A 25,748-nucleotide genomic window follows, 5' to 3' on the forward strand; every position below is an offset into this window, starting at 1 on the left:
CACAAAGTCGTGCAGCTCACCAGGCCCGGACAGTCAAACAATCAATGGAAGCCCGACACGCTGGTTTGATCGTGCAACCGCGGTGGATCGATCGCTATTGATCGTTTGAGTGTCCGCGATCAGGACGCTTCGCTGCGCTGGGCCCGGATGAAGGCCGAGGCGAAGGCGCCGTCGAGGGCCGCCACCGCCGCCGCCTTGGTCAACCCCGCGGGGAGGTCGGCGGCGTCCAACTGCTCGGCCAGGTCCTCCAGATCCGCCCGCGTATAGCGCCGGGTCACCTCGACGCTGGGCCGCTCGAAGCCGGCCGCCACGAGCTTGTCCAGATAGACCTCGTCCCGCAAGGCTCCGGCGACGCATCCGGTCCACAGCCCGACCAGCCCGGCCCACTGCGGAGCGATCTCCCGCAGCAGCACGATGTCCGAGACCGCCAGCCGGCCGCCCGGCCGCAGCACGCGGTGGGCCTCGCGCAGCACGGCGTCCTTGTCGCGGGAGAGGTTGATCACGCAGTTGGAGATGACGACGTCGACGCTGCCGTCGGGCAGCGGCAGTTCCTCGATGGCCCCCTTGACGAAGCGGGCGTTCTCGATGCCCGCCTCGGTCCGGTTGCGCTCGGCCAGGGCCAGCATCTCCTCGGTCATGTCGACGCCGTATGCCGTACCCCCGGGTGCCACCCGCCGCGCCGAGAGCAGCACGTCGAGACCACCGCCGGAGCCGAGGTCGAGCACGTCCAGGCCGGGCCGCAGGTCGGCCAGGGCGGTGGGATTGCCGCACCCGAGGGAGGCGGACAGCGCCCCCGCCGACGGGGTGTCGTCGGCGTCGTAGAGGTTCCGCGTGATCGGGTCCGCGGCCGAGTCGTCGGCGCAGCAGCCGGGAGCGCAGCAGCCCCCGGAGGCCGGCTCGTGCTCGGCTCGTGATTCGCCGGTGCCGCAACACGAACTGCCGCAACCGCAGCCGGGTATGTGGGCGGCGAGCCGGGCGCGGGCGGCCGCGGCATACCGATCTCGGACGGCCTCGGTGACCTGCTCGTCACTCATCGGCACCTGGGTCATGATCACTCTTGTCTTGATGTTCATCGAATCAGCCCGCTCAGCGTCGCATTCTTATTCGATAGATGTCAAGATAGGAGCGTGACTCAGGTCGACCTCGCCACTCCTTCCGTCCGGACGGCCGGATGTTGCGGCCTCGGCGCCGTGGCGCTGGATGCGGATGCCGCGACCCGGTTGGCCCCGGTCTTTAAGGCCCTCGGCGATCCGGTCCGGCTGCGCCTGGCCTCGCTGATCGCCGCGGCGCCGGAGGCCTGCGTGTGTGATCTGACTCCCCAGTTCGACCTCTCGGGGCCGACGATCAGCCATCACCTGAAGGTGCTGCGCGAAGCCGGAGTCGTCGACTGCGAGCGCCGGGGGACCTGGGTCTACTACTGGATCCAGCCGCGCGTCCTCGACGAGCTTGCGACCCTGCTTTCCTGCTCGACGCCGACGGCCTGAGGTTCGATCCGAACGCCGGCGACGTCCGGGCCGCACCTCAGGCCGTGCCCGGCCACGAGCGCCGTCACGCGGCCGTCGTGGCGGCCTTCTTCCGGCTGACGATCAGCGCGAGGGCGAGGCCGGCCAGCGTCCAGCCGGCCAGCACGATCCACGCCTGCGTCGCGCCGGCGCCACCGAAGTAGACGGCCGAGCGGATCGCGGTGCCGGCGGCACCGATCGGCAGGAACTGGCCGAGCTGGCCCCAGAAGGCGGGCAGCCACTGCGGGCCGGTCGCCAGGCCGGAGAGCGGGTTGGCAAGGAACGTCAGGATGACACCCATGATGCCGAGGCCGGCGGTGCCGAAGCGCTGCTCGAGACCGAGGACCGGGAAGGCGATGGCGAGGATGCCGAGAGCCACGGCGGCCGAGGTGAGCAGGTAGTTGCCGTCGAAGGCGCCGAAGCCGAACTGCAGGATGGCGGTCGCGGCGAGCCCGGCGAGCGGGGCCAGGGCGGCGACGGCGACGACCGGTTGCGCGGGCGGCCCTTGTAGGCCATCAGCAGCAGGGCGGAGGCGGCCATGCCGCCGAACATGAGCGGCATACCGAGTGTCGCGATGGCACTGCCATTGGGGTCCTTCGCCGTCGTCGGCGCTAGCTCCTGATAGGTGACCTGCTGCCCGCGGCCTGCAGCTGGGTCCCGATCGCGGTCAGGGCCGCCTTGTAGAGCGTGCCCGCGCCGGCCGCGGTCTGGATCGTGATCCCGCCGGCGCCGACCGCGATGCCACCGATCGCCTCCCGGTTGGTGATCGCCTCGGCCCCCTCGGCCGCGGTGGCATAGGTCGTGACGTCGAAGGTGCCCGGGCTCTTCTGCTCCAGGCCGGCGACGAGCTGGCCGGTCGCCGCCGACGGGCCACTGACCGCCAGCGACAGGTTGTGGGCGCCGGAGTTCAACGAGGGAGCGGCGAAGGCGAAGAGCATCGCGCAGACGATGGTGATCAGGCCGGCAACGAGGGCGATCAGCTTGGCCGGCCGGTCCGGCGCCTCGGTGGGGGTGGGGAGGTCGATGGTCGCGACCGGGTCGAGGGTGGTGGTCATGGCTGGTGGCCTTCCTGATCAATCCGGAGGGTTTTCCTCCGCCTTATATGGAGTATAATCCTCCGGTTAGGATGTTGGCACGTCGGCCGGTCCCGGCCGGGGAAGGATGAGAGGCATGCGCGCGGACGCTCGGGCCAATCGAGAGGCGCTGCTCGCGGCGGCCCGGCAGTTGTATGCCGCTCGCGGCACGTCGGCGCCGTTCAGCCAGATCGCCGCCGAGGCCGGCGTCGGCATCGGGACGCTCTATCGGCACTTCCCCACCCCGGACGATCTGATCGTCGGTCTGCTCACCGACGTCCTGGAGCAGGTCACCGCGATCTGCCGGCGACACCGGGAACGGCTGAGCGGCGCGGATGCGGCCGCGGCGTGGCGGGACGTCGTCGACGATCTGGTGGCGCTCGAGCTCGGGCCCCTGGTGCCCCAACTCGTCGCCGATCGGGCCCTGGCGGATCTGCCGAGCGACCTCCTGGACCTGCGCGCCGAAGGGCTCGGCGAGATCGAACGGTTACTGGACCTCGCCAAGCGGGCCGGTCTGGTGCGCCCGGACGTGACGACGCTGTTCTTCCAGGCAGGACTGGCCGCGTTCAGCCGGCCCCTGCCCGCGCTGCTCGGCGACGCGGCTCCCGGCCTGCGTGCGTGGCTGGTGGAGGTCTATCTCGCCGGGCTGCGGCCGACGGCGGATGACGGGGCCGCGGTCAGTCTGTCGTCACCGGCTGCCCGGCGCTCTCCCAGGCGCTGATGCCGCCGGCTAGGTGATAGACGCGGGTGAAGCCCAGCTGCGTCATGGCGCTCAACGCCTGCCCGGAGCGATTGCCCGAGCGGCAATAGAGCGCATACGTCCCGTCTTTCGGCAGCGCCGCGACCGTCTCGGTGAAGTCCGGCGAGCCGACGTCGATGTTCCGCGCCCCCGCCAGGTGCCCCGTGGCAAACTCCTCGTGCGTCCGGACATCGAGAATGACCGTCCCCGAGCGGCATACCCCAAACGTATGCCGCTCGCCGCGGTGCTCGTCGGCGAAGGCGGCGACCACCGGGCGCATGAAACGGCTCCGGGCTAGGGTTCGCCCATGAATCGGCGCCGCGAGTTGGGCGCCTTCCTGCGCGCCCGCCGCGCCACGACGCCGGTTCCGCCCGACAGCCACTTCCCGCGCCATCCGGCCGGCCGGGCCCTCTATCCGTGGCATTTCGAACATTCGGAGCGCCCCAACGCGATCGCCTTCCTCTTCGTCGACCCGCGCGCCCGCGACTTCTTCGTCGACTGGCGCGAATGGGCCGACCAGGGCGTCTTCTTCCTCCGCTCCGCCCTCGCCCGCGACCCTGGCAACCCCACCCTGCACACCATGGTCGAGGAGCTGCAGGCCCGCAGCGCGGAATTCGTCGAGGCCTGGGAGAGTCACCGGGTCGCCTTCCAGCAGTTCGGGACCCGCGAGATCAACCATCCGGCGCTCGGGCGCCTGGCCCTGGACTTCCAGGGGCTGCGCCCGATCGGCTATGACCGGTTGCGGGTCGTCGTCTATACCGCCGTAGCCCGGGTCCCCGACGGCCGCGACGCTGACGAACCTGGCGCCGGCCTGACCCCGCCTGACATCGGCCCGGCCCTATTCCCGGCTGGGGGGGGCGCGGAGGATGGGCTGACAACCGCGGACCTGTCGCTGAGCGTCGTCGCCTACTTCGCCGGGACGATCCTCGCGCTGCTCTGCCTCGGGCGCCTCGCCAACCAGGTCGGCCGCCGCCCGGTCGCCCTCGCCACGCTCCTGGCGATGCTCGCCGCGTGCATCGTCTTCCTCGACGTCACCGGCCTGGCCGTCCTGCTGGCCGGGCGCTCCCTCATGGGACTCGGCGCGGGGCTGGCCTCGAGCGCCCTGACGACCTACATCGTCGACGCCGCCCCGCGCGAGCCCGCGTGGATCGCGACCGCGGTCACCTCGCAGGCACCGATGGTCGGCCTGACCCTCGGCTCGCTCGCCTCGGGCGCGATCGTCCAATACGTTCCGCACGCCCGCGTGCTGGTGTATGCCGTGATGGCCGCCCTCCTGCTGACCTGCCTCGCGCTGCTGGTCACCGCGCCCGAGACGGGTCGGCGGACGCCGGGTGCGCTGGCCTCGCTGCGCCCGCGCCTCCACGTGCCGGCCGCCGCCCGCCCGCTGCTGCCGGTCGCCGTCAGCGTATTCTGCGCGACCTGGGCGCTCGGGGCGTTCTATCAGTCCTTCGTGCCGACGATCGCCCGACCAATTGGACAGCCGCAATGCACTCATCGTCGCGCTGCTCTTCGCCGCCTATATGGCGCCCGGGGTGCTCGGAGTGCCGCTGACCAGGCACGTGCGACCGGCGGTGGCCCACCGGCTCGGAATGGCCGTCTTCCTCGCCGGCGTCGGCGGCATCCTCGCCGGGCTGGTCGGCCGGAACGTGATCGGGCTGGTCCTGGCGACCGTCGTCGCGAGCCTCGGCCAGGGCATCGCCGTCAGCGCGAGCATGCGCGGCCTGCTCACCGGCGCCACCCACGCCCAGCGGGCCCCGCTGATGTCGGCGATCTTCCTCGCCTGCTATAGCTATACCGGCGCCCTCCTTCCCAACCTGATCGCCGGCCAACTGAGCCATCATGTGGGAACGGTCGCGATCGCCTTCGGCCACGGCGGGCTCGCCCTGCTCGGCACGGCGATCGTCCTCGCCTTCGCCCGCGACCCCGGCAGGCGGCCCGACCGAGTTGAGCCACGTCCATACCGATCCACCGCAAGGAGAACGACTCTCATGGAGAAGCTGCCCGCCAAGGACACCTTCAAGGGCCCGGCCGACTGGTTCACCGGCGATGTCTACGGCTCCCCGATCTATTCCGGCACCGACCCCAACCGGATGACCGCGACGCTGGTCCGCTTCACTCCCGGCGCGCGGACGCATTGGCACCGCCACCCGCTCGGCCAGTGCCTGCACGGCACCGACGGCAAGGGCGTTGTCGTCGCCCGGGACGGGACCGTCCTGGTCATCACCGCCGGCGAGACCATCTGGACCCCGCCCGAGGAGGAGCACTGGCACGGTGCCGTCTCCGGCCAGATGATGGCCCACTTGGCGCTGCTCGAGGTCGACGACGAGGGCGGGTCCGCGACCTGGCTCGAGCCGGTCACCGACGAGGAGTATGCCGCCGCCATGGCCATCGCTGTCGCCCACTGATCCGCCGCCCGAACCTCATTCCACAGCAAGGATACTCACACAATGCGCGCAACTCTCATGTATGGCCCCGGCGATGTTCGCGTCGAGGACCGGCCAGAGCCCACCATCGTGGAGCTGACCGACGCGATCGTCCGCGTCGTGCGGGCCTGCGTGTGCGGCTCCGACCTGCACCCCTATCACTCGATGCCGGCCTCCGATGAGGGCCAGACGAGGGCCACGAGTTCATCGGCGTCGTCGAGGAGACCGGCTCGGAGGTCGCCAAGATCCGCACGGGTGACTTCGTCATCGGGCCGTTCGCCTACTCAGACAACACCTGCCCGATCTGCCGCGACGGCTTCCAGACCGCCTGCCCGCACGGTGGCTTCTTCAGCGCCGCCCAGGCGGAGGCGCTGCGCGTGCCGCAGGCCGACGGGACTCTCGTGGCCACCGAGGCGACCGAAGACGATGGGCAGCTGAAGTCGCTGCTCACCCTCTCCGATGTCTTCCTCACCGGCCACCACGCCGCGTTCATGGGACGGGTTGGGCCGGGATCCACGGTGACGGTCATCGGTGACGGCGCCGTTGGGCTTTCCGCAGTGCTCGCCTCGAAACGCCTTGGTGCCGAACAGATCATCCTGATGGGGCGGCATACCGATCGGACCGATCTGGCCGCGAGTTCGGTGCCACCGATGTCGTCGCCGAACGCGGCGAGGAAGGCATCGCCAAGGTCAAGGAGTTGACCGGCGGATTCGGAACCCGAGTCGTCCTCGAGGCGGTCGGCCACTTGCCGGCCTACACCCAGTCGCTCGGCGTGGTCCGCTCCGGCGGGATCATCAGCCGGGTCGGGGTCCCGCAGTATGAGGAGGCCGGCGTCGGCTTCGCGAGCCTCTTCGGGCGCAATCTAACCCTCACCGGTGGGCCGGCCCCGGTCCGCGCCTACCTCGAGGAGCTGCTGCCCGAGGTCGTTGCCGGGAAGCTGAACCCGGGCAAGGTGTTCGATCGGGTGCTGAGCCTCGACGAGGCGCCCGAGGCCTACCGGCTAATGGACGACCGTGAGGCCCTGAAAGTCATGCTCGTTCCGTGACTCACGAGCCACCCGAGGACATCTGAGCAGTCCGTGGCCCGCGCACGTCCGCGCCGGGCTGCGGGGAGTCATCGGCCGTCGGCCAGGTAGTCCCGGATGACGCCGGCGAGCGCCGCGGGGCGCCTGGTGGTGGGACTGCGGTGGCGCAGACCTGGGATGACCACCGCTTCGGCATCTGGGATGACACTTCTGAGCCGGCCCACCGTGTCGATGACGTCCTTAGGGCTCTTGCCTCCGGCGAGGAGCTGAAGGCGAGTCCGGATGGTCTGGTAGGCATTGAGGGTGTTGTCTCGCAGCGTGATTTGTTCGTGCTCCAGTGCGTTGCCGGCGAGCAGGGGTGCGATTCGGGCGGGGAAACCAGGCATTGCGCCGAGGGCCGCTCGCAGGCACCACAGGGGCACCAGCCGGGTAATGGCCGGCGCGTGCGGATTGGATCCGATGAACCGGGCGAACGCGCCGCGCGCGTCCCCGCGTGCCAGGCGCTCGCGATAGTCGGAGAGCCAGTCGGTCTCAATCGAGCCGTCGATTGAGACCCCCGGCTCGAAAACGCTTGCCGCAGAGAGGGTCAGTCCACGGGTCAACGCTTCGAGGAGAATGAGCCCACCGTACGATTGACCAAACGCGAGACGGGCACCGGTGCTCGCTTGGATGGCGGCCAGGTCCTCGGCTTCCTTGGCGAGCGAGTATTCGCACCCGTGCGGTCCGCTGCGGCCGCGGCCGCGGCGATCGAGGATGTGCACGGTGAAGTCCCGGCTGAGCAGCTGCCCCAGTCCCGCATAGTTGCCGGCGTCCTGCAAGGTCCCGCCGAGGACGATGAGGTCCGGGCCGTCGCCGCCAAGAGTATGGACGGCAATCGAGGTGCCGTCGGCGCTCCTGACGAAACCGCGGACCTCGGGACTCATCGGATGCTTCACGCGGACGTCCTGACCGCGGCGAGCAACCGCTCGGTCGAGGAGGCGTACTCGGCATACCCGACATCCGCCGTGGCCAGTGCCTCGGCGAGCCGCTGTTCCACGTGGGCGCCGGCGCCGCGCACGAGGTCGTGGCCGGTGTCGGTGAGTTGCACATGCCGGCGATGACCGCCAGCGGGCGAGGCGGAGATGGTCACCAGACCGGCGGATGCCAATCCTCGGACTTGGCGGCTCACCGCGGGTTCGGTCGACCCAAGCCACGCGGCGAGGTCTCGCTGAGTGGCTCCGTCGAGGACCTGAATGCCATAGAGAGAGACAGGAACTGGGCGTAGCCGATGCCGAAGTCCGCGTGCAGTATCCGGTCAGCGGCACGGTCGAGCGTTGTCACCAGGGCGTGCAGGCTGCGGCTCCACGCTGGCCCGCTCCGGCGTCCTGCAGAAGGTGCCGTATACCTCACCTGTTGCTGGACACCCTCGCGCTGGCCGCTCCGGCACGCACCTAGTGCCAGATCTAAACCGTGGGTTCGACGCCGAGTTCACCGAGCAGGGTCCGGACGCGCGCCTTGATCTCGTCGCGGATCGGGCGCACCGCCTCGACTCCCTGGCCGGCCGGGTCCGCCAGCACCCATTCCTCGTAGCGCTTGCCGGGGAAGATCGGGCACGTGTCGCCGCAGCCCATCGTGATGACCACATCGGAAGCCTCGACCGCCTCGGTGGTGAGGATCTTCGGTTTCTCGGCCGAGATGTCGATCCCCTCCTCCAGCAGTGCCTCGCGGACGGCCGGATTGATCGTCTCGGCGGGAGCCGACCCGGCCGAGCGCACCTCGACCGCTCCCCCCGACAGATGGTCGGTGTATGCCGCGGCCATCTGGGAGCGGCCGGCGTTGTGGATACACACGAAGAGCACGGAGGGGCGCTGGGGCGTCTCGGACATGAGGGCAGCCTTTCAGGGGTTTGCGGATCAGGGGTTTGCGGATCAGGGGAATGCGGATCGTGGACGAACGACGTGGCGGATCGGGGGTCAGTGGAGCACGCTGCGCAACAGGGCGGTGACGCGGGCCTGGATGTCGTCGCGGATCTCCCGGACCACCTCGATCGATTGCCCGGCCGGGTCGGCGACCTCCCAGTCCTCGTAGCGCTTGCCGGGGAAGTAGGGACAGCTGTCGCCGCACCCCATCGTGATGATGACGTCGGCAGCTCGAACGACGCTGTCGGTCAACGGTTTCGGGTATGCCGTGCCCAACGCGATCCCGCGTTCGCGCAGCACCTCGACGACGACGGGATGGATCTCCCCGGTCGGCGCCGAACCGGCGGAGCGGACATGCACCCGCCGGGCCGACAGATGCTCGGCAAGCGCGGCCGCCATCTGGGAGCGGCCGGCGTTCTGGACACAGACGAAGAGCAGCTCGGGGACCTTCTTGGCGATCCGGCCCTCGGCCTGGGCGGTGGCCATCAACTGTTCCCGGGCCTGGCGGGCGACGAGGATCGGCAGATAGGTCGAGATCGTTGACGGGGGCGCGAGCAGATCCCAGGCCCCGGTCACGGCGGCTTCGATGACGTCGGTGTCGAAGACGTCGCGATTGGAGTAGCTCAGGTCGTCGACGAGTTGGCGGGTCACGGTGTCGCGGTCGAGGTCCATTCTCGGTGGCTCCGTTCGGTGCAGGGCGGCAGGGGTGGGGTCAGGCGGGTTGATGGATCAGGGCGTGCAGGCCGCGTGAACCGACCGGCTCCCGGGCCAGGAGCGGCACCGCCGCGACACGCGGGGCGAGAGCGTCGACGCGAGCGAGATAGTGCGCCTCGGCGGCGGCTCGGGCGGCGAGCAGCGGATCGGTGGTGCCGGTTGCGGCCAGGGACTGGTTGACCACCCAGGCCCATGGGTTGATGCCAGCGCGCTGCAGGTCCTCCTGCAGGTCGAGCGCCTCCTGGACCGGGGTTGCCTCCGGGAGGGTGACGATGACGACGTGCGTCAAGTTCGGGTCCTGCAGTCGCATCAGCGGGGTCGTGACGTGGGCAGATTGCTGCTCGTCGAGGTTGCGGACGATGTCGCGGTGATAGGAGCCGGTGGCGTCCATGAGCAGCAGCGTGTGCCCGGTCGGGGCGGTGTCGATGACGACGAACTGTCGTCGCGCCTGGGAAACCAAGTGAGAGAACTCGCCGAAGACGGCGACCTCCTCGGTGCACGGCGACATCAGGTCCTCGGCCAGGCGGGCCCGCCCGTCGGCGTCGAGGTGGGCGCCCTTGGTGGTCAGGACGCGTTCTCGGTATGCCGCGATCGCCGCGTGCGGGTCGATCCGCGAGACGGTGAGGTGGTCGGCAATGGTCCCGCCGAGCACGTCCTCGATGTGGGCGGCCGGATCGGTCGTCGACAGGTGCACGGTCTTGCCGCGTTCGGCGAGGGCGATCGCGAGCGCCGCGGCGACGGTCGTCTTGCCGACCCCGCCCTTGCCCATGCACAGGACGAGCCCGTGGTCGGCGCCGGCGAGTTCGTCGACGAGCGCGTCGAGGCCGGGCAGCGCATCGGCCGGGGCCGGACCGGAAGCCGCCGGCGCAGCGAGGGACGGCTCGGCCGCGAACAGCTCGCGCAACAGGTCCACCCCCAAGACCGCGGCGGGCCGGAGCGGGATCGTCGTCAGGGGCAGGCCGGTCAGCCGGGCCGGCAGGTGGGTTAGAGCACGCTGCTCGCGGTCATTTACCGCCCCGGCCAGCTCATCGCTACCAGCGTGATCCGGTTGCGGGAGAACGGCATTGATGACCAGATGCTGCCCGGTGATGCCGACGGCGCCCAACTCGTCGGCGGTGCGAGCCGCCTCGCCGAGGGCGGACGGTTGCGCCCGGGCGACGAGGACCAGACGGGTCTGACGCGGGTCGCGCAGGCGGGCGAGAGCCGCGGCATACGTGCTGTGCGCCTTGTCCAGCCCGGCCATCGGGCCGAGGCAGGAGGCATCGCCCTTGCCGGCGTCGAGGAAGGTGGTCCACTCACCGGGCAGTTGCAGCAGCCGGATCGTGTGCCCGGTCGGTGCGGTGTCGAAGAGCACGTGGTCATAGGGCGCGATCAGCGCGTCGTCGGCGAGCAGGTCGGTGAACTCGTTGAACGAGGCGACCTCGGTCGTGCACGACCCCGACAGTTGCTCGGTGATCGCGGCGATCTCGGCCTCGGGTAGCAGCCCGCGAACCGGTCCGACGATTCTTTCTCGGTATGCCGCGGCCGCCCCCTGCGGGTCGATCTCCATCGCGTCCAGCCCGGGGACGGCGATGATCGGGGTGATCCGGTTGCCGATCTCCTGGCCGAAGACCTGGGCGACATTGGAGGCCGGATCGGTCGAGACGAGCAGCACCCGCTCGCCCGCATCCGCGAGCCGGGTGGCGGCGGCGCAGGCCAGCGAGGTCTTGCCGACGCCGCCCTTGCCGGTGAAGAAGGCGAAGCGGGGCAGGTCCTCGAGGAAGCCGGGGCAAGGGGTCGTCGGCATGGCGATCAGCAGCAGCCGGGCTCGGCCGGTCCGGACCCTCCGCAGCAGCCGCCCCCGGACGGCGCGGCGGTGGTGCCTGCTGCGGTGAGGCCGAGGTCGGTGCGGCCCTCGGGCGCCGCCCCCTCGGCTTCGCGGCCGGCGAGGCGCAGCAACTCGGCGCGATCGGGGTAGCGGCCGGTCGCCACGGTGACACCGTCGACGAGCACCAGCGGCAGCCCCGCGGAGCCGGCGACCTTGAGGAAGCCGGTGACGGCCGGCTCGGCGGCGAAGGCCCCCGGGTCGTTGGCGAGGTTGTGGCGGGTGATGTCGACACCGAGGCCGCGCAGATGCTCCAGGTCGGCGGTGAAGCGGACCAGGCTCTCGTCGACATCGGGGCCGCAGACGCCGGTGTTGCAGCACAGCGCCGGCTCGAAGACCCGAATCACCGGTCCCGCAACCGATTCGGTGGCGCCGGTCAGCTCCGCATACAGCGCGCCCACCCGGGCGGCGATGTCCTGGCGCACCAGGCGCATCCGCTCCATCCCCTCGATGCCGCGCGTCGACGGCTCGTCGGTCTCCCAGGTCTCGATGCGAGCGCGCATCCCGGCGACCGGCTCGACGCTCGCCTCGGAGCCGAGAACGACCACCCGGTCCACCCGGGCCAGGACGGCCGGGTCGATCGGCTTCGGCTGCTCGCCGGCCAGGGAGGCGCCGACCTCGGCCACAGCGGCGGCGGACTCCTCGTTGAGCGCCGGCCCCGGCTTGGTGCCCGCGGACAGCACCTCGACGCCGTCGCCGGCGAGCTGGCGCATCAGCGCGGCCGCGATCTGCGACTTCCCACCGTTCTTGGCACACACGAACAACACCGATGGACGCTGCGTCGTCGCCACCTGAGATCCCTTCATGAACTCCTCGGATCGCGTATCGACGATCCTCTATGGATGAGTCAACGCTACTCATAGACGAATGTCAATATGTCGATGTATGGTGTGCCTCATGACGACGATCCAGCCGGTGGACACCGCGGCCGGCGCCGATGTCTGCTGCGCCGGCGCCGACTGTGACCTGCTGCCGGCGGCCGAGGCGGACGTCATCGCCGACGTCTTCAAGGCCCTCGCCGACCCGACGCGGGTCCGGCTGCTGCGCTATCTCGCCCAGTCCGAGGCCGGCACGGCCTGTGCCTGCCACCTGCCGGACGCCCTGGGCATCACCCAGCCCACCCTGTCCTTCCACATGGCCAAGCTGCATGGCGCCGGCCTGGTGACCCGCGAGAAGCGGGGCCGCTGGGTCCACTGGACCGTGCGCCCCGAGGCCCTTGCGGGAGTGCGGGGTTTCCTCGACCTCCCGACGCCGGATCAATCCACCTGCTGCTGACGCCGCCACTCGCCCAAGAGCGCCCGGCAGGCGCGGCATAGCGACTCGACCCACCGACTCGAACCCTCCGAAGGAGACCCCCGTGACCGCCCAGGTCCAACACCACGACTCGGTGGCGAGCAAGCTGACCACCCTCGACCGCTTCCTGCCGGTGTGGATCGGCGCGGCCATGGTGGCCGGGCTCGCTCCTCGGCCGGATCATCCCCGGGCTCGGCGAGGCCCTGAGCGCCGTCGAGATCGACGGGGTCTCGCTGCCCATCGCCCTCGGATTGCTCGTGATGATGTATCCGGTGCTGGCCAAGGTGCGCTACGACCGGCTCGACACCGTCACCGGTGACAAGCGGATGCTGGTCGCCTCGCTCGTCCTCAACTGGCTGATCGGGCCGGCGCTGATGTTCGCCCTCGCCTGGCTGTTGCTGCCCGACCTGCCGGCCTATCGGACCGGGCTGATCATTGTCGGTCTGGCCCGCTGCATCGCCATGGTGATCATCTGGAACGACCTCGCCTGCGGCGACCGCGAAGCCGCTGCCGTCCTCGTCGCGCTCAACTCGATCTTCCAGGTGATCGCCTTCGCCGCGCTCGGCTGGTTCTATCTCTCGATCCTGCCCGGCTGGCTCGGGCTCGACCAAGCCACCCTCGACGTCTCCGCCTGGCAGATCGCCAAGAGCGTGCTTATCTTCCTCGGCATCCCGCTGCTCGGCGGCTACCTGTCGCGCAGGATCGGCGAAAAGCGTTGGGGGCGAGCGGCATACGAGCAATCGTTCTTGCCCAAGATCGGGCCGTGGGCGCTCTATGGACTGCTCTTCACGATCGTGATCCTCTTCGCCCTCCAGGGCGAGCAAATCACCAACCGCCCCCTCGACGTCGCCCGGATCGCGCTCCCGCTGCTCGCCTACTTCGCGATCATGTGGGGCGGCGGCTACCTGCTCGGCAAGGGCCTCGGGATGACCTATGAACGCACCACGACCCTCGCGTTCACCGCGGCCGGCAACAACTTCGAGCTCGCCATCGCCGTGGCGATCGCGACCTTCGGCGCCGCGAGTGGCCAGGCGCTAGCCGGCGTCGTCGGACCGCTCATCGAGGTGCCGGTACTCGTCGGCCTCGTGTATGTCAGCCTCGCCCTGCGGCGGCGGTTTGCGCACCCCACTCGCGTCCAGGCGGCGTGAGCTCCATACTGATGCTCGTGCATTGGACGGCTGCCGGATGAGTGGGTTCACGGCGCGCAATCCCGACTTCGAATCGGTTGTCCGCGGCTCCTTTGCCAAGCAGGGCCTGATGACCCATTTCGGGTCCTCGATGACGCGTTGCGAGCCCGGGTTCGTCGAGATCGAGGTCCCGTATGCCGCGCACCTGACTCAGCAGCAAGGCTTCTTCCACGGCGGCGTCACGACCTCGATCGTGGACACGGCGTGCGGCTATGCCGCGTTGACGCTCATGCCGGCCGGATCGGAAGTGCTCACCGTGGAGTTCAAGATCAACCTGTTCGCGCCCGCCAAGGGAGACACGCTGATCGCCCGTGGCCGGATCATCCGCTCCGGTCGGACGATCACCGTTTGTCACGGCGATGCGTATGCCGTTCAGAGCGGCGCCGAGACCCACTGCGCCACGATGACGACCACGATGATCCGGGTCGACCTGCTGGCCTGACCGCTCCCGCCTCGACCGTGGTCGAAGGGACCGGCCGGGGCTCACTGTGCCCGGGAGATGACCTCACGCAGGTAGGCGATCTTGGGTTCGTCCTTGTGCCCGGAGCCGTCGTCCCGGTAACCGTCGAGCAGCGAGGCCGAATACAGCGCCAAGTACTGCTCCATGGTCAGGAGGCAGTAGTCCGCCCGTGGATCTGGATGGCGGCGCACGGAATTCACCGCGATGCCGGCGAACTCGGGCAACGTGTCGAGGTCGCCGAACTGCACGTGCAATCCCTCGTCGGTGGCGAACTCGTGCTCGTGCAGGTCGATGAGCCGATAGCCGAGGGTGGCCATGAGATCGACGATCTCCTCCCACTGATGGATCATCTCCTCCTCCGGTGCCCCCCAGCCGCGTGGGTCCCCGGGGACGAACAGGTCGATATCCTGCGGCTTCCAGCCGCGCCCGGTCACCACCTCCAGCCCCAACGACCCGCACAGCAGCGGGGTGATCCCGCGCCTGTTCAGCGCTCGCGCGATCTCCAGGAACGCGGCGAACTTCGCGTCATCCATACCCGGATCGTATGCGCGTGCCCAACCGCGCTCGGTGAGCAGTCTCCTGCGGCGTAGGGTAGGTCGGTGCTGCGAGCGGATCACGCGGATGTCCGCAGGGAGGTTGCCGAGCGATGATCCTCCCGGCAGTCCGCGATCCGCGGCTGACGCAGGCACGCGCTCTCGGCGGTCACGCCATGGGCGCGGCCCGACCACTTACGGGTGCGGCCCGATTCGCCGCGTATGTCGCCGGCCAGGCCGGGGCCGTCGCCCACGTCGCCGAACACGACTTGGGCGCAGCGGCATACGCGATCCGGGCCGCCCAAGCCGCGGCGGCGCCGCCCGACGCCGCAGCCGCCCGCAAGGGCGAACTCGCCTGGCAGCGTGACCGGCCTCCGGAGCAAGTCCGAGATCTTGTGTTGGCAGACCAGTTGCGCCGCAACGACATTTGCTGGCACGTGTTTGGTGAATAGCCGGTCGGGCAGGATGTGTGCATGAGCGAGACCGAGGACTTCCAGCTTCCCGAGTGGGCGCGACTGATCGACGCGGGAATGCCGCGCGAACGCTACCTGGCGGCGACAGCGGCCGGCGAGGTCACCGTGCATACCCACGGCGGGCAGGTGACCAGCTGGCGCTGCCACGGCCGGGAACGATTGTGGCTCTCGACCACGGCGGAGTATGCCGCGGACAAGGCGATCCGCGGCGGCATACCGGTGATCTATCCGTGGTTTGGCGGCGGGCCGGACGGGCAACGCAAACCGGCGCACGGCCCGGCGCGGCTGGCGCAGTGGGAGTTGGCCGGCTGGGGCTTCGACTATGACGACGATCCCGAGGCGGTCGATCTGGAATTTGCTCTGGGAGAGCGTAATCCGCGCGGCAGTTCGGGGCTAGACGGCGTCGCGGGAGCCGAGGGATGGCCACCCGGCACCCGCGCGGACCTGCAGGCGCGGACCGGACGGGACTCGCTCAGGGTCGTCCTGACGTTGTTCAACTACACCGAGGAGCCGGTCAGGTGCGAGGCCGCGCTGCACACGTATCTCGCGGTCTCCGACGTCGAGGCCATCACCATCGAGCGTCTCGACGGCGTGAGCTACCACGACAAGGTCGCCGGCCGCGACGCCGTGCAGTCAGGGGCCATCCCGTTCGGGGAAGAGATCGATCGGATCTATGCCACGAGCGAGCCGGTGATCCTGCGTGATAACGACCACGCGCTGCGCGTAGGCAGCGAGGGCGCGACGCACACGGTCGTGTGGAATCCGGGCCGCGAGAAGGGCCCGACGATGGCGGATGTCTCCGACTGGCGAGGGTTCGTCTGCATCGAGGCGGCGGCGATCGGCCCGGGCGCGCTGACGATCCCTCCGCGAATACTCCGGGACGCTGGGCGGGACCTCCCGGGGTTCGTCCAGCTCGTCCAGGAACTCACCGTGCTGGTGACGAGCGAGCGTGCAGCGCGGCCCCGGCCAGAGCCAACGCGATGACGGGGGAGCCGTGGGGGTCCTTGATGGACGCGATGGCTGAGCATCCCGCGGCACGTGTCAGCACCGACTCCTCGTTGACACCGAGCGCCAGTGACCCCCCCAAGCCGGGCCAACGCTGCGTCTTTAGCAGTGCGGTCTGACCAAGGTCAGATCAGTCTCCATTCCCTTCCGGTGACGCCTGGGACACCCCGGTTACGGGTGGACTTGACTGCCGACCGGGTACGACACTGGGGCCGGTTGGAGCAGCTGTGCGAGGACGCGTTGATCAAGGGTCTCGGTGGTGGCCTCCCTCATCGACACCCTGTCGGTGGCAGACATGCTCGAGGCCCTGATCGCCGGGCGGCGTGACCCGCGCGCGCTGGCCGACCTGGCCCGGGGCCGGATGAGAAGCAAGCACGCGGCGCTGGTGCAGGCCTGATCGGCCAGTTCGACGAGCACCACGGCGAGCTGGCCCGGATGTTGCAGGGATCGGTTCACATTGCCACCGAGGGTCCCGGCCCCAGCGAGCCCGTCCGGGCACCGACGCCACGCACCGCGGCGGACCTGATCGCGATCCTCGATGAGATCCCCGGCGTCGGCCCGCACCTCGCCCAGGTCATCATCGCCGAAATCGGTCTAGACCACATCCGTCAGCTCGAGGCACTCGGCTACGAAGTCACCCTCAACGCCATCGCCTGACCACAACCCACAACTCACCGCCCGCACCGACCACCGAGTCAGCGCACTGCCCCGGTCAGCTCATGCTGTCCCCCACCAGTCGGAGTTACCGGTCAGAACAGGTAGTGGACGCTGAATTCGCATGCTACTAAATGCGAAATCTCCTTCCAGAGACCTTGCTCTCACGATTATGTTCGAGTAGACTAGGGGCATACACAGGGGGTGTAGACCGGAGTGATTGCGGTTAGTGGGGGTATGGCGGGTGCCGGGTCGGGCGACCCGGCCATGGCAGCGCTGTGCGCGGGTCTTGCCGAGGTGGTGGCCTCGGCGTCCCAGGGGTGTGCCTCCCGGTCGCGGGCGGGCTGGCAGGCGCTGGTCGGGCAGTGCCAGGCCGCGATCAACACTTTGACCGCGGCGCAGGACGCGGCGATCGTGCGGCTGGTCGCGATCGAGGACGACTGGGACGAGGACGGGACCCTTTCGGAGCGGGTGATCGGGCTGGGCCGGGCGGTGTTGGACGGGGAAGACCTGGTCGCGCACGCGTTGACCGCGACCCGGGCGTTCGCCGCTCACCGGGTGGATGCGGCGTTGGCGATCGCCGGGGACCGGTTCACCCTGCACGAAGACTCCTGGGAGGACCCGCCGGGCGGGTTGCCGGACGAGCCGGTGCTCGGTGCCCCGCCGCAGCCGGCGTGCACCGGCCTGGGCGGGTTGCGGGCGGCGCAAGCGGCCGGGACCTTGGATGGTTACCGGGCCTCGGTGGTCGCCCAGGAGTTGGCTGAGGTTCCGCCTGATGTGGCGGCGGCGGTGGTCGCCGCGATCAGCGAGTACTTCCCGGGGGAGACGGCGCCGCAGTTGCGGCGGCGGGTCCGGCGGTTGTTGGCGTCGATTAGCCCGGAGTTCGTGCGTCAACGTGCCACCCGGGAGCGGGCCCGGGTGGGGGTGACCCGGCGGGCGGTCGGGGATGGGGTCGATGAGTGGATCGGCCGGTTCCCGTGTGAGGACGCTTTGGTGGCGTGGCAGGCGGTGGATGCGTTGGCCCACGCCTACCTGGCGGACAAGGTGTGCCCGACGATCGAGGCCGCCCGCGGCAAGGCGTTGACCGATCTGGTCTGCGGGAACGCGACCATCGACGTCTCCCTGGCCCTGGGCGTGCCCGCCACCGTCCTCGACCCCGACACCCCCGACACCCCCGACACCCCCGACGACCCGGGCGACCCCGACACGGGCGATACCGGCGGCATGGGCGGCGGTGGCGACGACCACACTCCTGGTGACGACATTCCTAGTGACGACGACACCGACGAGCCACGCGCCGATCACCCCGGCTGTGACGACACCCACGGACCGGACGACGACGGCCCCAGCGGTCACGATCTCGGCGGGCACGCTCCGGATGGTCGCGGTGACGGGCCCGGCGGGGCCGGGCGCCCCGACGCTCCCGGCCGCGGCACCGACAATGTGGACGATCATGACGCCGGCACCCCGGACACTGGCAGCCGGGACACCGACAGCGACGACAGCGACGACACCGACGACGACACCGACACCGGCGACGACAGCGACGACACCGACACCGACGACGGCAGCGGCGACGACAGCGACGGTGACACCGACGACGAGAGCGACGACGGCGACACCCGCGATGACCTGGCGGGTCAGGGCCCAGGCACCGACACGCACATAGACGACCGGGAACCGGCGCCGGGTGACCGCGACGCCGGCGAGGAACTCACCGCGCGCGACCTGGCCGGCACCGCCTTCGCTCCCGCCGGCAGCGACACCGACGACACCGACGACACCGACGAGACCGGCGGTACTGGCTTCGCCGGCACCGGTGTGCGCGGCGCGGGCTGCCCGCCCCGCACGGCGGGTGGGGACCTAATCGAGATCGTGACCGGCACCGCGACCGCGCCGTGGCTGGTCACCCGCGCCTGGCTCGAAGCAAGCGCCGCGACCGCCACGATCACCCGGGCCCCGTGCCACCCGGTCACCGGGGCCCTGCTCGATATCGGTGACCGGCTGGCCACCACCGCCTACCGCCCCGGCAAAGACCTGACCGCCCTGGTGCGCGCCCGGGACGGGCGCTGCCGCTTCCCCGGCTGCCCGATCGGGCTACGGTTTTGCGACCTCGACCACGTCCGCGCCTGGCCCACCGGGCCGACCGCCGCGAGCAACCTGATCTGCCTGTGCCGGCGCCACCACCGGATCAAACAACGCCCCGGCTGGCACGTCCGTTTGCACCCCGATGGGACGGTGACCTGGACCAGCCCCACCGCCACCGTCCAATCGAGCATGCCCATCGACCGCCTGCACACCATCGTCCTGCCCGAACCTGAACTAGATCCCGGGCCGGGGACCGTCCGCACCGCCTCGACCCTGCGGAGAAACGAAACGGCGGCTGACGAGACAAACGCTGCCGCCGAATCGCGGCCCGCCGAGACAACCGCCGCCGCGGCGAGAACTGCCGCCGCCGAGACAACCGTTGCTGCGGAGACAACCGCCGCCGCGGCGAGAACTGCCGCCGCCGAGACAACCGTTGCTGCGGAGACAACCGCCGCCGCGGCGAGAACTGCCGCCGCAGAGACAACCGTTGCCGCGGAGACAACCGCCGGCGCGGAGACGCCGGTCGCCTCAGCCGGCTGTCGGACCCGGCCCACCGACCCGATGAGCGAATTCGTGTACTACCTCGAACACGCCCTCGCCAGCGCGATCGCCGACGCCCACGCGAGCGAGGCGGCTCGCTGCGCTGCCCAACCCCGAAGACGCGCGCGCGAGGAGGCCCGACGGGCCCGCGAGTTCACCCACCGCGAGCTCGACCCCGAGGGCGATTTCGCCACCGTCACCACCGGCCCCATCTGCGGGGAGGTTTACGCCGCCCCGATCTACCCCCGCCTTCCCCTCCCCTGGCCGACGCCCGACCTCACCGCCGACGACGAACCATCGTTCGGTGCCGACGACGAACCCCCCTTCTAGTTCACCCCACAAAGCTCCTGCGCTCGCAGCTTCGATACTTTGCGGTGACCCCGGACAATCGCCAGACGCGCCCGAGCCCGCGAACTCATCCCTCCCGGTCCCCGGCCACCGTCCTGCAGAAGGTGAGCTATACCGCACCCCCTGCAGGACGGCTTCACGATGCTGGGTGAGCCGCTCGCCTGGCTTTCGGCTCGGGCGCGCGAGAGCCTGCGTCCTCAGCCGGCCGTCACCGTCTCAGCCGGCGTCGCCACCCGGGATGGCCTCGTCGACTCGGACATTGCCGGCGCTGTCGACACCGAACACCAGCCGGAAGATCAGGGCGTACCCCTCGGCTTGGTCACGGCCGAGCCCCAGGAGAATCTCACATTCGGGGGGCTCACCCGACGCCGTGCAGGGACTGCCCCCCTTGAACCAGCGATCACCCGGGTTGCCCGCAAGGAACCTGTCGAACTCAGCGAGCGCGGCCGGCGAGGCGAGCCGAGCCGCCGTCGCGCGGTCGCCGTTGGTCAGGGCGTCGAGAAACGCGTTGCCCACCGCAGCGGCTTCCGCCCCAACCGAGACTTCGCGCTGCGAGCGGGCGACCAACACCGTGCCGTCCCAGTCAAGCTCGGCCTGCCACCTCCGCGTGCCCGTTGCCGCGGCCCATGTCGACCAGCTGAGTTGGATCTGGCCGGACGCAATCGTCATACCCCTGACCGAGGCATGCGCACCGGGATCGACGGCGACCAGGTCATATTCACCCAACCGGACGACCTTCCCGGTCGCCTTGGAATAGAGGTAGACCGTCTGGTCGAGGCCGCCGGCGCCGGCGGTGAAGCTGATCACCGCGGCCGCATCGGCGGCATCGTCGCCGGTCACATCACCAATCGCGGCGGCCGCGCCACCAGATCTCTCCAGGGTCACCGAGCCGCTGCCCGTCGGATTGGGCAGCTTGCCGTCCACAAGGTTTCCGGCGGGGTTTCCGCGCAGCGCCGGGACCGGCGCGGTCAACAGGTCGTCGCGGGTCATCGCGGTCGAGGCACGGCCGATCGACACCGCCAGCCGATCATGGCTCAACGTCGAATCCACGAGGACATTGACTTCACCCTGCAAGAACGCGACCACCTTGCCGAATGCCAGCAGCTTGGCAAAGACCGGAGCCCAGGTGCGCCCGACGATCGCCTCCAGCCCGCCCTCCTGCAGGCAGTCCACCAGATAATCGCCCGCCTTGGCGTCCTTCAGCGACCCCAGTGGCGCGGCGCAATCCTTCACGCGCAGAACGTCCTTCATCACGTCCACGGCGTCCTTCTTGCCGGGCTTGACCAGGGTGAGGATCTCGACGAGCGTCGTGACCCCGGTCTCCAAGGCAGCCAGCGACTGACCGAACCCATCGGCCTGCGTCGCGACGGATGTGCGGGTGCCGGCGGGGAGCTCAGCGGCATACACAATCTCGTCGCCGGACGCGACCACGGAGCCGCTGCCGCTCACCGCGCGGCTGAGCGTGGGCAGCTTCGCGAGGCTTGCCGAGGCTGGCTTCTGGCGCAGGACAGCGAGTTTGGGGTGGCTGACGAGCATCGGATAGCGGCGGTGGTTGACCAGCTTGAGCACCCGCTTGCCCGACTCCAGGCCGAGACACCAATAGACGGCGTCCGACTTCGAACTCGCGGAGACGGCGTACCCACCGGCGAGCGCAGCCTTGGAGTCCGCGCACGTCGGCTTCTTGATGCTTTGCCCGAGCCCACCGGTGAGCGCCTCGCCGAACTGGTCGACGAACACGTCCGCCAGCTCCCGCAGCGCGACCAGCACGGCGGTGAAGAACGAGAAGTGCTCGACCTCGACGCTGGCGGTCTTGCCGTCAGCGGCCAGCCGCGCAGGGACATAGGTCCACGGATCGGCCTCCTTCTCCCGCGTGCCGATCAGGACAACCTCGTCCGTGGCAGGCGATTTCGACAACGCAACGGTCACGGTCGCGGGCTGGGCGAGGGCGCCGGACGGCTCCACCGCGAAGGACGGCGCCAGCGAGCGCATCCACGGCTGCCCGGGCGCGGCCTCCCCGACGTTGGCCACCCGATATTTCCCGGACGGGACTCCGGAGAGCGTCAGGCCAGCAGCGGCCCCCGGCGTCGCGCTCGGCTTGTCGTCGCGGCATCCCCCCAGCAGGCCCACCATCGCGAGCATCGCCGCCACCAGCAAAGCCGTCGCTCGCGTCGTCACATCTCGCGTCACACCTATCATCCTGGTGTACGCCCAGGCCGCGCCGGTGTCCCCCTTTTGGGGGACCGGAGCAGGGACCGGCCCCGGTCAGGCGACCCGCATCAGGTTGCGTTCGCAGGTCGGCGGAATGCGCAACCGGATATCCACCGCCGCGATCCGGCTCAGCCGCCAGAGCACCTGAGTGTCGGCGTCCGCGGCAACGGCCCGAGCATCCGCATACCCGGCCGCCTGATACAGGTTGATGACCTCGGCCCGTCGCCCGGCCGCCAGCCAGGCGAGCGCGCCCGGCCACCACCGCACGACCAGAGCCTCGGGCACGGCCGCGATCTCGGCGACGGCCGACGCCGACATGGTCACCGCCTCCCACAGATCGACGGTCTCGGGGAAGGCCGGGGCGAGCCGCCGCGCCGCGGCACTCCCGATGCTCGCGATCATGTCGTATGCCGGGGTCAGCGTCGCCAACCCGCTCTGAGTCCGCATCACGTCTCCTCCGCACTGCAACTCACGTCGGCAGCGCCATGTCCTGCTGCCGCCATGTTCCTGCTACCGCCATGTCCTGCCAGCCCACTTTGCCGCGTGCGGCTTAACGCGCACTTAAGCCCGCTGCCACGAGGAGGTCAGTTGAGGCTGGCGAACATCGCCTTGTTGCGCGAGTGCAGTTTGGGGAACTGCGCGAACAGCCGGTCGTATGCCGCTCGGGTCGCCGGGTCGGGCGCGAAGGTTCGGTCCACGGGAACCAGGGCGCGAATCTCCTCGCGCTGCACCGTGCCGGTCGCCAGGCCGAAGAACAGGCCGCAGCCGCGCAGCCCGGCGATCAGCGGGTCGGCGACCCGCGCGAACGAGCGGTCGCACACGTCGGCGAGGATCTGGCACCACAGGCCCTCGCGGGCGCCGCCGCCGATCAGCCGGATTGGGTTCAGCCGCATACCGGCGAACTTCTCGGCTCCGCCGAGCAGCCAGCGCAGGTTGAACGCGACGCCCTCCAGCACGGCGCGGGCCAGCTCGGCGCGGCCGGTGTCGAGGGAGAGGTTGTGGAAGCCGCCGCGGGCGCGGCGGTTGTCGATCGGCGAGCGTTCCCCGGTCAGCCACGGGGTGAACAAGACGTCACCCGCGCCGGGCGGGACGGCGGCCGCTTGGGCGAGCAGAGCGGCATACGAGAGGTCGGGGGCGAACGCCCCCTTGAACCACTCGAGCGCGCGGCCGGCGTTGTCTTGGTTGTTGGCCAGCAGATAGCGGCCGTCGCCGACACCCGGGACGGCGGCCATCGAGCGGATGACGTCGGTCTTCTTCGCCGGCACCGGGCAGGAGATCCACGCGGTCGTGCCGAGGCTCGCGTGCGGGGCATAGAGGCGCACGCAGCCGGAGGCGACGGCCGCGTTGTGCAGGTCCGGCGCGCCGGTGATCACCTGCGCGCTCGCCGGTATGCCGATCAGCTCGGCCACGTCCGCGCGCACCGTCCCGATGACCGAGCCCGACGGGACCAGCGGCGGGAGGGTGCCCGGGTCGATGCCGGCCAGGCGCACCAACTGCGGGTCGTATGCCGCCTGGCTCAGGTCCCGGTTGTCGGTCAGCCACGCGCCGGTCATCGACATCGGGCTGGCGGCGGCGACGCCGGTGAACCGCATCGTCAGGTAGTCGACGGGTTCCAGATACCAGCGGGCGTTGGCGCGCACCTCGGGGCGGTCGCGGTCGAGGTGCAGCATGTGCGCAATCGGGTCTGCGCCAGCAGGATTCGGTATGCCGCCGGAGCGGCGCAGCCAGGTCGCGAGCGGGCGGGGGGAGTAGCCGGCGACCGGGCCGCCGAAGCGCTCGGCGGAGTGTTCGCTGCCGCGGGTGTCGCTCCACATCAGGCATTCGCCGACCGGGCAGCCATCGGCGTCGACGGGGACGGTGCTGGCCCACTGGCCGGTGACCGAGACGCCGACGACGCGGCCGGGGTCGACGCCCTCGGCGAGGCCGCGGCGGGCGACGTCGACGATCGTGCTCCACCACTGCTCGGGGTCTTGGACCTCGGCGCCGTGGACGGAGTCGCTGCGTTCGTAGTGCCACCACACCGGCTCGCCGGTGACCGTGACATAGCCGACCTTGGGGCCGCCGCTTCCTTGGTCGATGGCCAGGACGAGCCCGTCGCGGGGGACGCGCGTCATGTGTTGTCGGGAAGGGGGGCCGGCGGCAGGGCCTGCTGGGTGTCGAGCATGCCATCCATGATCATCGTCATGATGCCTTCGACCTGCGCGTTCAGCCCGCCGACGGCGCCGCCATAGATCGCGCCGGACTGAGTGATCCGCCCGGCGGCGTGCTGTTCGCGGGCATAGGCGACGGCCTCGGTGAGGTCGATGGCGAAGGTCTCGACGACGCCTGGCTGGGTTTGTGGGCGGGTGACCGCGAGGTGGATCGCGTTTGGATACTGCTGGCCGTTGAACCGCCAGCCGCGTGGCTTCATGAAGTCGGCGACGTGATAGATGTCAAAGTCGTTGCTGGTGAACGAGAAACAGAAGCTCGGGCTGCCCATGATCCGCAACTCAGCGTGGCTGCGGACGATGTCCATGAGGGCGGCGGCGGTCGCGAAGATGTCTGCGGCATACCGGCGATAGCCCTCGCGGCCGAGGTGAACCATCGACGCCCAGGTCGCAGCGAGCAGCCCGCCGGAGCGGGAACCGTCCATGCCTGGCGACATGTACTTGCCGCCCGACCAGCCGACGTTGTGGAAGTACTGGGCGTTGCGGATCGCCTTGTCGCGGAACACGACCGCTGACGAGCCCTTGAACGCGTAGCCGTATTTGTGGGTGTCGGCGGAGATCGACGTGACGCCGGGGACGCGGAAGTCGAATGGCGGTATGTCGTAGCCGAGTTCCTCGCCGAAGGGGAGGATGAAGCCGCCGAGGCACCCGTCGACGTGCAGCCCAATTCCGTTGTTCTGCGCCAGTTCCCCAAGCTGGGCGATGGGATCGATTGTCCCGTATGGATAGTTCCCCGCCGACCCGACGATCGCGATCGTCTGCTCGTCGATCGCCGCCGCGACGGTGGCCGGGTCGACGAGGGTGGTCTCGGGATCGACGGGGACGGTGCGGTTTTCGATGCCGAAGAGGTGGCAGGCCTTGTCGAAGGCGGGGTGAGCGGTCTCGGGCTTGACGAGGTTGGGCAGCTTTCCGGCCGTCGCGCTGATCCCGCGGGCCTTCGCCGCGTGCTCGCGGTAGGCAAGGATCGCGTGCAGGATGCTGAACGTCCCCCCGCTGGTGACCAGCCCGGCCGGCGTGGTGTCGGTGACCGCGTCGGCGTGCATCAGGTCGAGCACCATCGCGATGATCTCGCCCTCGAACTTGGTCTGTGACGGGCACATATCTCGCTGCAGCGCATTGACGTGGGCGAACTTGGCGAACGCCTCGCTGAGGAAGGCGTAGTGCTCGTGGTCGCCGCAATACATCGTCCCGGAGATCTTGCCGCTCTCCCAGACCGCGTCCTCCTCGCTGGCCATCTCCTTCAGCTGCGCGAGGATCTCCTCCCGCGGCGTCCCTCGCTCCGACAGGCTTCGGTGCACGGGGAAGCGAGCGGCATACGGGAAGTCGGACATGAACCCATGTTACCAGCGGGTAGCCGATGTGGTAGACGCCCGCGAGCCCCTCGTTCCTGGCCCCGGCCATGTCTGGAACGCCGAGCCTTCGCGGGGTCTTCGCTTGGAGGCCACCAGGACGTAACCCGCGGCGCCTTAGCGTCGCTGGTGGACCACGCGCGCTCGACCCCCGGGGCGCCCGTCC

The 25,748-nt window shown here is 70.0% G+C and carries 26 protein-coding genes and 2 pseudogenes; 13 read left to right on the forward strand and 15 right to left on the reverse strand.

Going from position 1 to position 25,748, the window contains the following annotated elements; genetic code table 11:
• Positions 1–119 precede the first annotated feature (119 nt).
• Positions 120–1,049, reverse strand: coding sequence for an arsenite methyltransferase (gene arsM / locus V9G19_RS01495; RefSeq protein WP_462283723.1), 930 nt, complete (start codon positions 1,047–1,049; stop codon positions 120–122).
• 78 nt (positions 1,050–1,127) lie between these two features.
• On the opposite strand from arsM, the gene V9G19_RS01500 reads away from it, so the two are divergent.
• Positions 1,128–1,484 (forward strand): ArsR/SmtB family transcription factor, encoded by a 357-nt coding sequence (locus tag V9G19_RS01500; protein ID WP_462283724.1) that lies wholly within the window; start codon positions 1,128–1,130, stop codon positions 1,482–1,484.
• A gap of 64 nt (positions 1,485–1,548) precedes the next feature.
• On the opposite strand, the gene V9G19_RS01505 is transcribed toward V9G19_RS01500, so the two are convergent.
• Positions 1,549–1,881 carry a hypothetical protein gene (locus tag V9G19_RS01505; RefSeq protein ID WP_462283725.1) on the reverse strand — a complete coding sequence of 111 codons (333 nt, stop codon included), beginning with the start codon at positions 1,879–1,881 and terminating at the stop codon, positions 1,549–1,551.
• Between the two features lie 232 nt (positions 1,882–2,113).
• Entirely contained in the window at positions 2,114–2,557 is a 444-nt protein-coding gene (locus V9G19_RS01510; RefSeq protein ID WP_462283726.1) for a hypothetical protein, read from the reverse strand.
• A 115-nt stretch (positions 2,558–2,672) separates the two neighbouring features.
• On the opposite strand from V9G19_RS01510, the gene V9G19_RS01515 reads away from it, so the two are divergent.
• The gene (locus V9G19_RS01515) at positions 2,673–3,296 is read left to right on the forward strand and encodes a TetR/AcrR family transcriptional regulator (protein ID WP_462283727.1); all 624 of its coding nucleotides are present in this window, start codon (positions 2,673–2,675) and stop codon (positions 3,294–3,296) included.
• Here V9G19_RS01515 and V9G19_RS01520 read toward each other — a convergent pair.
• A complete protein-coding gene (locus V9G19_RS01520) occupies positions 3,253–3,594 on the reverse strand; it encodes a rhodanese-like domain-containing protein (protein ID WP_462283728.1) in 342 nt (113 codons plus the stop codon). The two genes, V9G19_RS01515 and V9G19_RS01520, sit on opposite strands and share 44 nt — an antisense overlap.
• A gap of 27 nt (positions 3,595–3,621) precedes the next feature.
• Between V9G19_RS01520 and V9G19_RS01525 the strand changes: the two genes are divergently transcribed.
• The 3 genes and pseudogenes from V9G19_RS01525 (at position 3,622) to V9G19_RS01535 (ending at position 6,782) form a co-directional block, all read left to right on the forward strand.
• Positions 3,622–5,103 carry an MFS transporter gene (locus V9G19_RS01525; RefSeq protein ID WP_462283729.1) on the forward strand — a complete coding sequence of 494 codons (1,482 nt, stop codon included), beginning with the start codon at positions 3,622–3,624 and terminating at the stop codon, positions 5,101–5,103.
• The gene (locus V9G19_RS01530; protein ID WP_462283730.1) at positions 5,027–5,719 is read left to right on the forward strand and encodes a (R)-mandelonitrile lyase; all 693 of its coding nucleotides are present in this window, start codon (positions 5,027–5,029) and stop codon (positions 5,717–5,719) included. The genes V9G19_RS01525 and V9G19_RS01530 overlap by 77 nt, the downstream gene beginning before the upstream one ends.
• Before the next feature lie 42 nt (positions 5,720–5,761).
• Positions 5,762–6,782: pseudogene (locus V9G19_RS01535) on the forward strand (zinc-binding dehydrogenase).
• A 68-nt stretch (positions 6,783–6,850) separates the two neighbouring features.
• Here the strand turns inward: V9G19_RS01535 and V9G19_RS01540 are convergent.
• The 6 genes from V9G19_RS01540 to arsD form a co-directional block, all read right to left on the reverse strand.
• Complete coding sequence (locus V9G19_RS01540) at positions 6,851–7,684, reverse strand: alpha/beta fold hydrolase (RefSeq protein WP_462283731.1); 834 nt, start codon at positions 7,682–7,684, stop codon at positions 6,851–6,853.
• An 8-nt stretch (positions 7,685–7,692) separates the two neighbouring features.
• A complete protein-coding gene (locus V9G19_RS01545) occupies positions 7,693–7,890 on the reverse strand; it encodes a hypothetical protein (protein WP_462283732.1) in 198 nt (65 codons plus the stop codon).
• A gap of 313 nt (positions 7,891–8,203) precedes the next feature.
• Positions 8,204–8,626, reverse strand: coding sequence for an arsenate reductase ArsC (locus V9G19_RS01550; RefSeq protein ID WP_462283733.1), 423 nt, complete (start codon positions 8,624–8,626; stop codon positions 8,204–8,206).
• Positions 8,627–8,713: 87 nt separating this feature from the next.
• Positions 8,714–9,331, reverse strand: a complete 618-nt coding sequence (locus V9G19_RS01555) for an arsenate-mycothiol transferase ArsC (RefSeq protein ID WP_462283734.1) — start codon at positions 9,329–9,331, stop codon at positions 8,714–8,716.
• 40 nt (positions 9,332–9,371) lie between these two features.
• Positions 9,372–11,159, reverse strand: a complete 1,788-nt coding sequence (gene arsA / locus V9G19_RS01560; protein WP_462283735.1) for an arsenical pump-driving ATPase — start codon at positions 11,157–11,159, stop codon at positions 9,372–9,374.
• 5 nt (positions 11,160–11,164) lie between these two features.
• Positions 11,165–12,028 (reverse strand): arsenite efflux transporter metallochaperone ArsD, encoded by an 864-nt coding sequence (arsD, locus tag V9G19_RS01565; protein ID WP_462283736.1) that lies wholly within the window; start codon positions 12,026–12,028, stop codon positions 11,165–11,167.
• A gap of 106 nt (positions 12,029–12,134) precedes the next feature.
• On the opposite strand from arsD, the gene V9G19_RS01570 reads away from it, so the two are divergent.
• The 3 genes and pseudogenes from V9G19_RS01570 (at position 12,135) to V9G19_RS01580 (ending at position 14,159) form a co-directional block, all read left to right on the forward strand.
• On the forward strand, positions 12,135–12,512 hold the full coding sequence (locus V9G19_RS01570; RefSeq protein WP_462283737.1) for an ArsR/SmtB family transcription factor: 378 nt from the start codon (positions 12,135–12,137) through the stop codon (positions 12,510–12,512).
• A gap of 169 nt (positions 12,513–12,681) precedes the next feature.
• Positions 12,682–13,678: pseudogene (gene arsB / locus V9G19_RS01575) on the forward strand (ACR3 family arsenite efflux transporter).
• A 37-nt stretch (positions 13,679–13,715) separates the two neighbouring features.
• On the forward strand, positions 13,716–14,159 hold the full coding sequence (locus tag V9G19_RS01580) for a PaaI family thioesterase (protein WP_462283738.1): 444 nt from the start codon (positions 13,716–13,718) through the stop codon (positions 14,157–14,159).
• 41 nt (positions 14,160–14,200) lie between these two features.
• Here V9G19_RS01580 and V9G19_RS01585 read toward each other — a convergent pair whose 3' ends face one another.
• Positions 14,201–14,710 carry a hypothetical protein gene (locus V9G19_RS01585; RefSeq protein WP_462283739.1) on the reverse strand — a complete coding sequence of 170 codons (510 nt, stop codon included), beginning with the start codon at positions 14,708–14,710 and terminating at the stop codon, positions 14,201–14,203.
• Between the two features lie 113 nt (positions 14,711–14,823).
• Between V9G19_RS01585 and V9G19_RS01590 the strand changes: the two genes are divergently transcribed.
• The 5 genes from V9G19_RS01590 (at position 14,824) to V9G19_RS01610 (ending at position 19,800) form a co-directional block, all read left to right on the forward strand.
• Entirely contained in the window at positions 14,824–15,162 is a 339-nt protein-coding gene (locus V9G19_RS01590) for a putative immunity protein (RefSeq protein WP_462283740.1), read from the forward strand.
• Between the two features lie 21 nt (positions 15,163–15,183).
• Entirely contained in the window at positions 15,184–16,167 is a 984-nt protein-coding gene (locus tag V9G19_RS01595) for a D-hexose-6-phosphate mutarotase (RefSeq protein WP_462283741.1), read from the forward strand.
• A 280-nt stretch (positions 16,168–16,447) separates the two neighbouring features.
• The gene (locus V9G19_RS01600; protein WP_462283742.1) at positions 16,448–16,585 is read left to right on the forward strand and encodes a hypothetical protein; all 138 of its coding nucleotides are present in this window, start codon (positions 16,448–16,450) and stop codon (positions 16,583–16,585) included.
• A 38-nt stretch (positions 16,586–16,623) separates the two neighbouring features.
• A complete protein-coding gene (locus V9G19_RS01605) occupies positions 16,624–16,845 on the forward strand; it encodes a hypothetical protein (protein ID WP_462283743.1) in 222 nt (73 codons plus the stop codon).
• 234 nt (positions 16,846–17,079) lie between these two features.
• Positions 17,080–19,800: an HNH endonuclease signature motif containing protein gene (locus V9G19_RS01610; RefSeq protein ID WP_462283744.1), complete on the forward strand. Its 2,721-nt coding sequence runs from the start codon at positions 17,080–17,082 to the stop codon at positions 19,798–19,800.
• Positions 19,801–20,034: 234 nt separating this feature from the next.
• On the opposite strand, the gene V9G19_RS01615 is transcribed toward V9G19_RS01610, so the two are convergent.
• From V9G19_RS01615 to V9G19_RS01630, 4 genes are all read right to left on the reverse strand, one after another.
• Complete coding sequence (locus V9G19_RS01615) at positions 20,035–22,005, reverse strand: hypothetical protein (RefSeq protein WP_462283745.1); 1,971 nt, start codon at positions 22,003–22,005, stop codon at positions 20,035–20,037.
• Positions 22,006–22,080: 75 nt separating this feature from the next.
• A complete protein-coding gene (locus V9G19_RS01620; RefSeq protein WP_462283746.1) occupies positions 22,081–22,473 on the reverse strand; it encodes a hypothetical protein in 393 nt (130 codons plus the stop codon).
• 137 nt (positions 22,474–22,610) lie between these two features.
• Positions 22,611–24,140 (reverse strand): xylulokinase, encoded by a 1,530-nt coding sequence (locus V9G19_RS01625; RefSeq protein ID WP_462283747.1) that lies wholly within the window; start codon positions 24,138–24,140, stop codon positions 22,611–22,613.
• The gene (locus V9G19_RS01630) at positions 24,137–25,564 is read right to left on the reverse strand and encodes a pyridoxal phosphate-dependent decarboxylase family protein (protein ID WP_462283748.1); all 1,428 of its coding nucleotides are present in this window, start codon (positions 25,562–25,564) and stop codon (positions 24,137–24,139) included. Before V9G19_RS01630 ends, V9G19_RS01625 begins: the two co-directional genes overlap by 4 nt.
• Between the last annotated feature and the right edge of the window lie 184 nt (positions 25,565–25,748).

Origin of the sequence: Nostocoides sp. (assembly GCF_037045025.1) — a bacterium.
Taxonomy (GTDB): Bacteria; Actinomycetota; Actinomycetes; order Actinomycetales; family Dermatophilaceae; genus Nostocoides_A.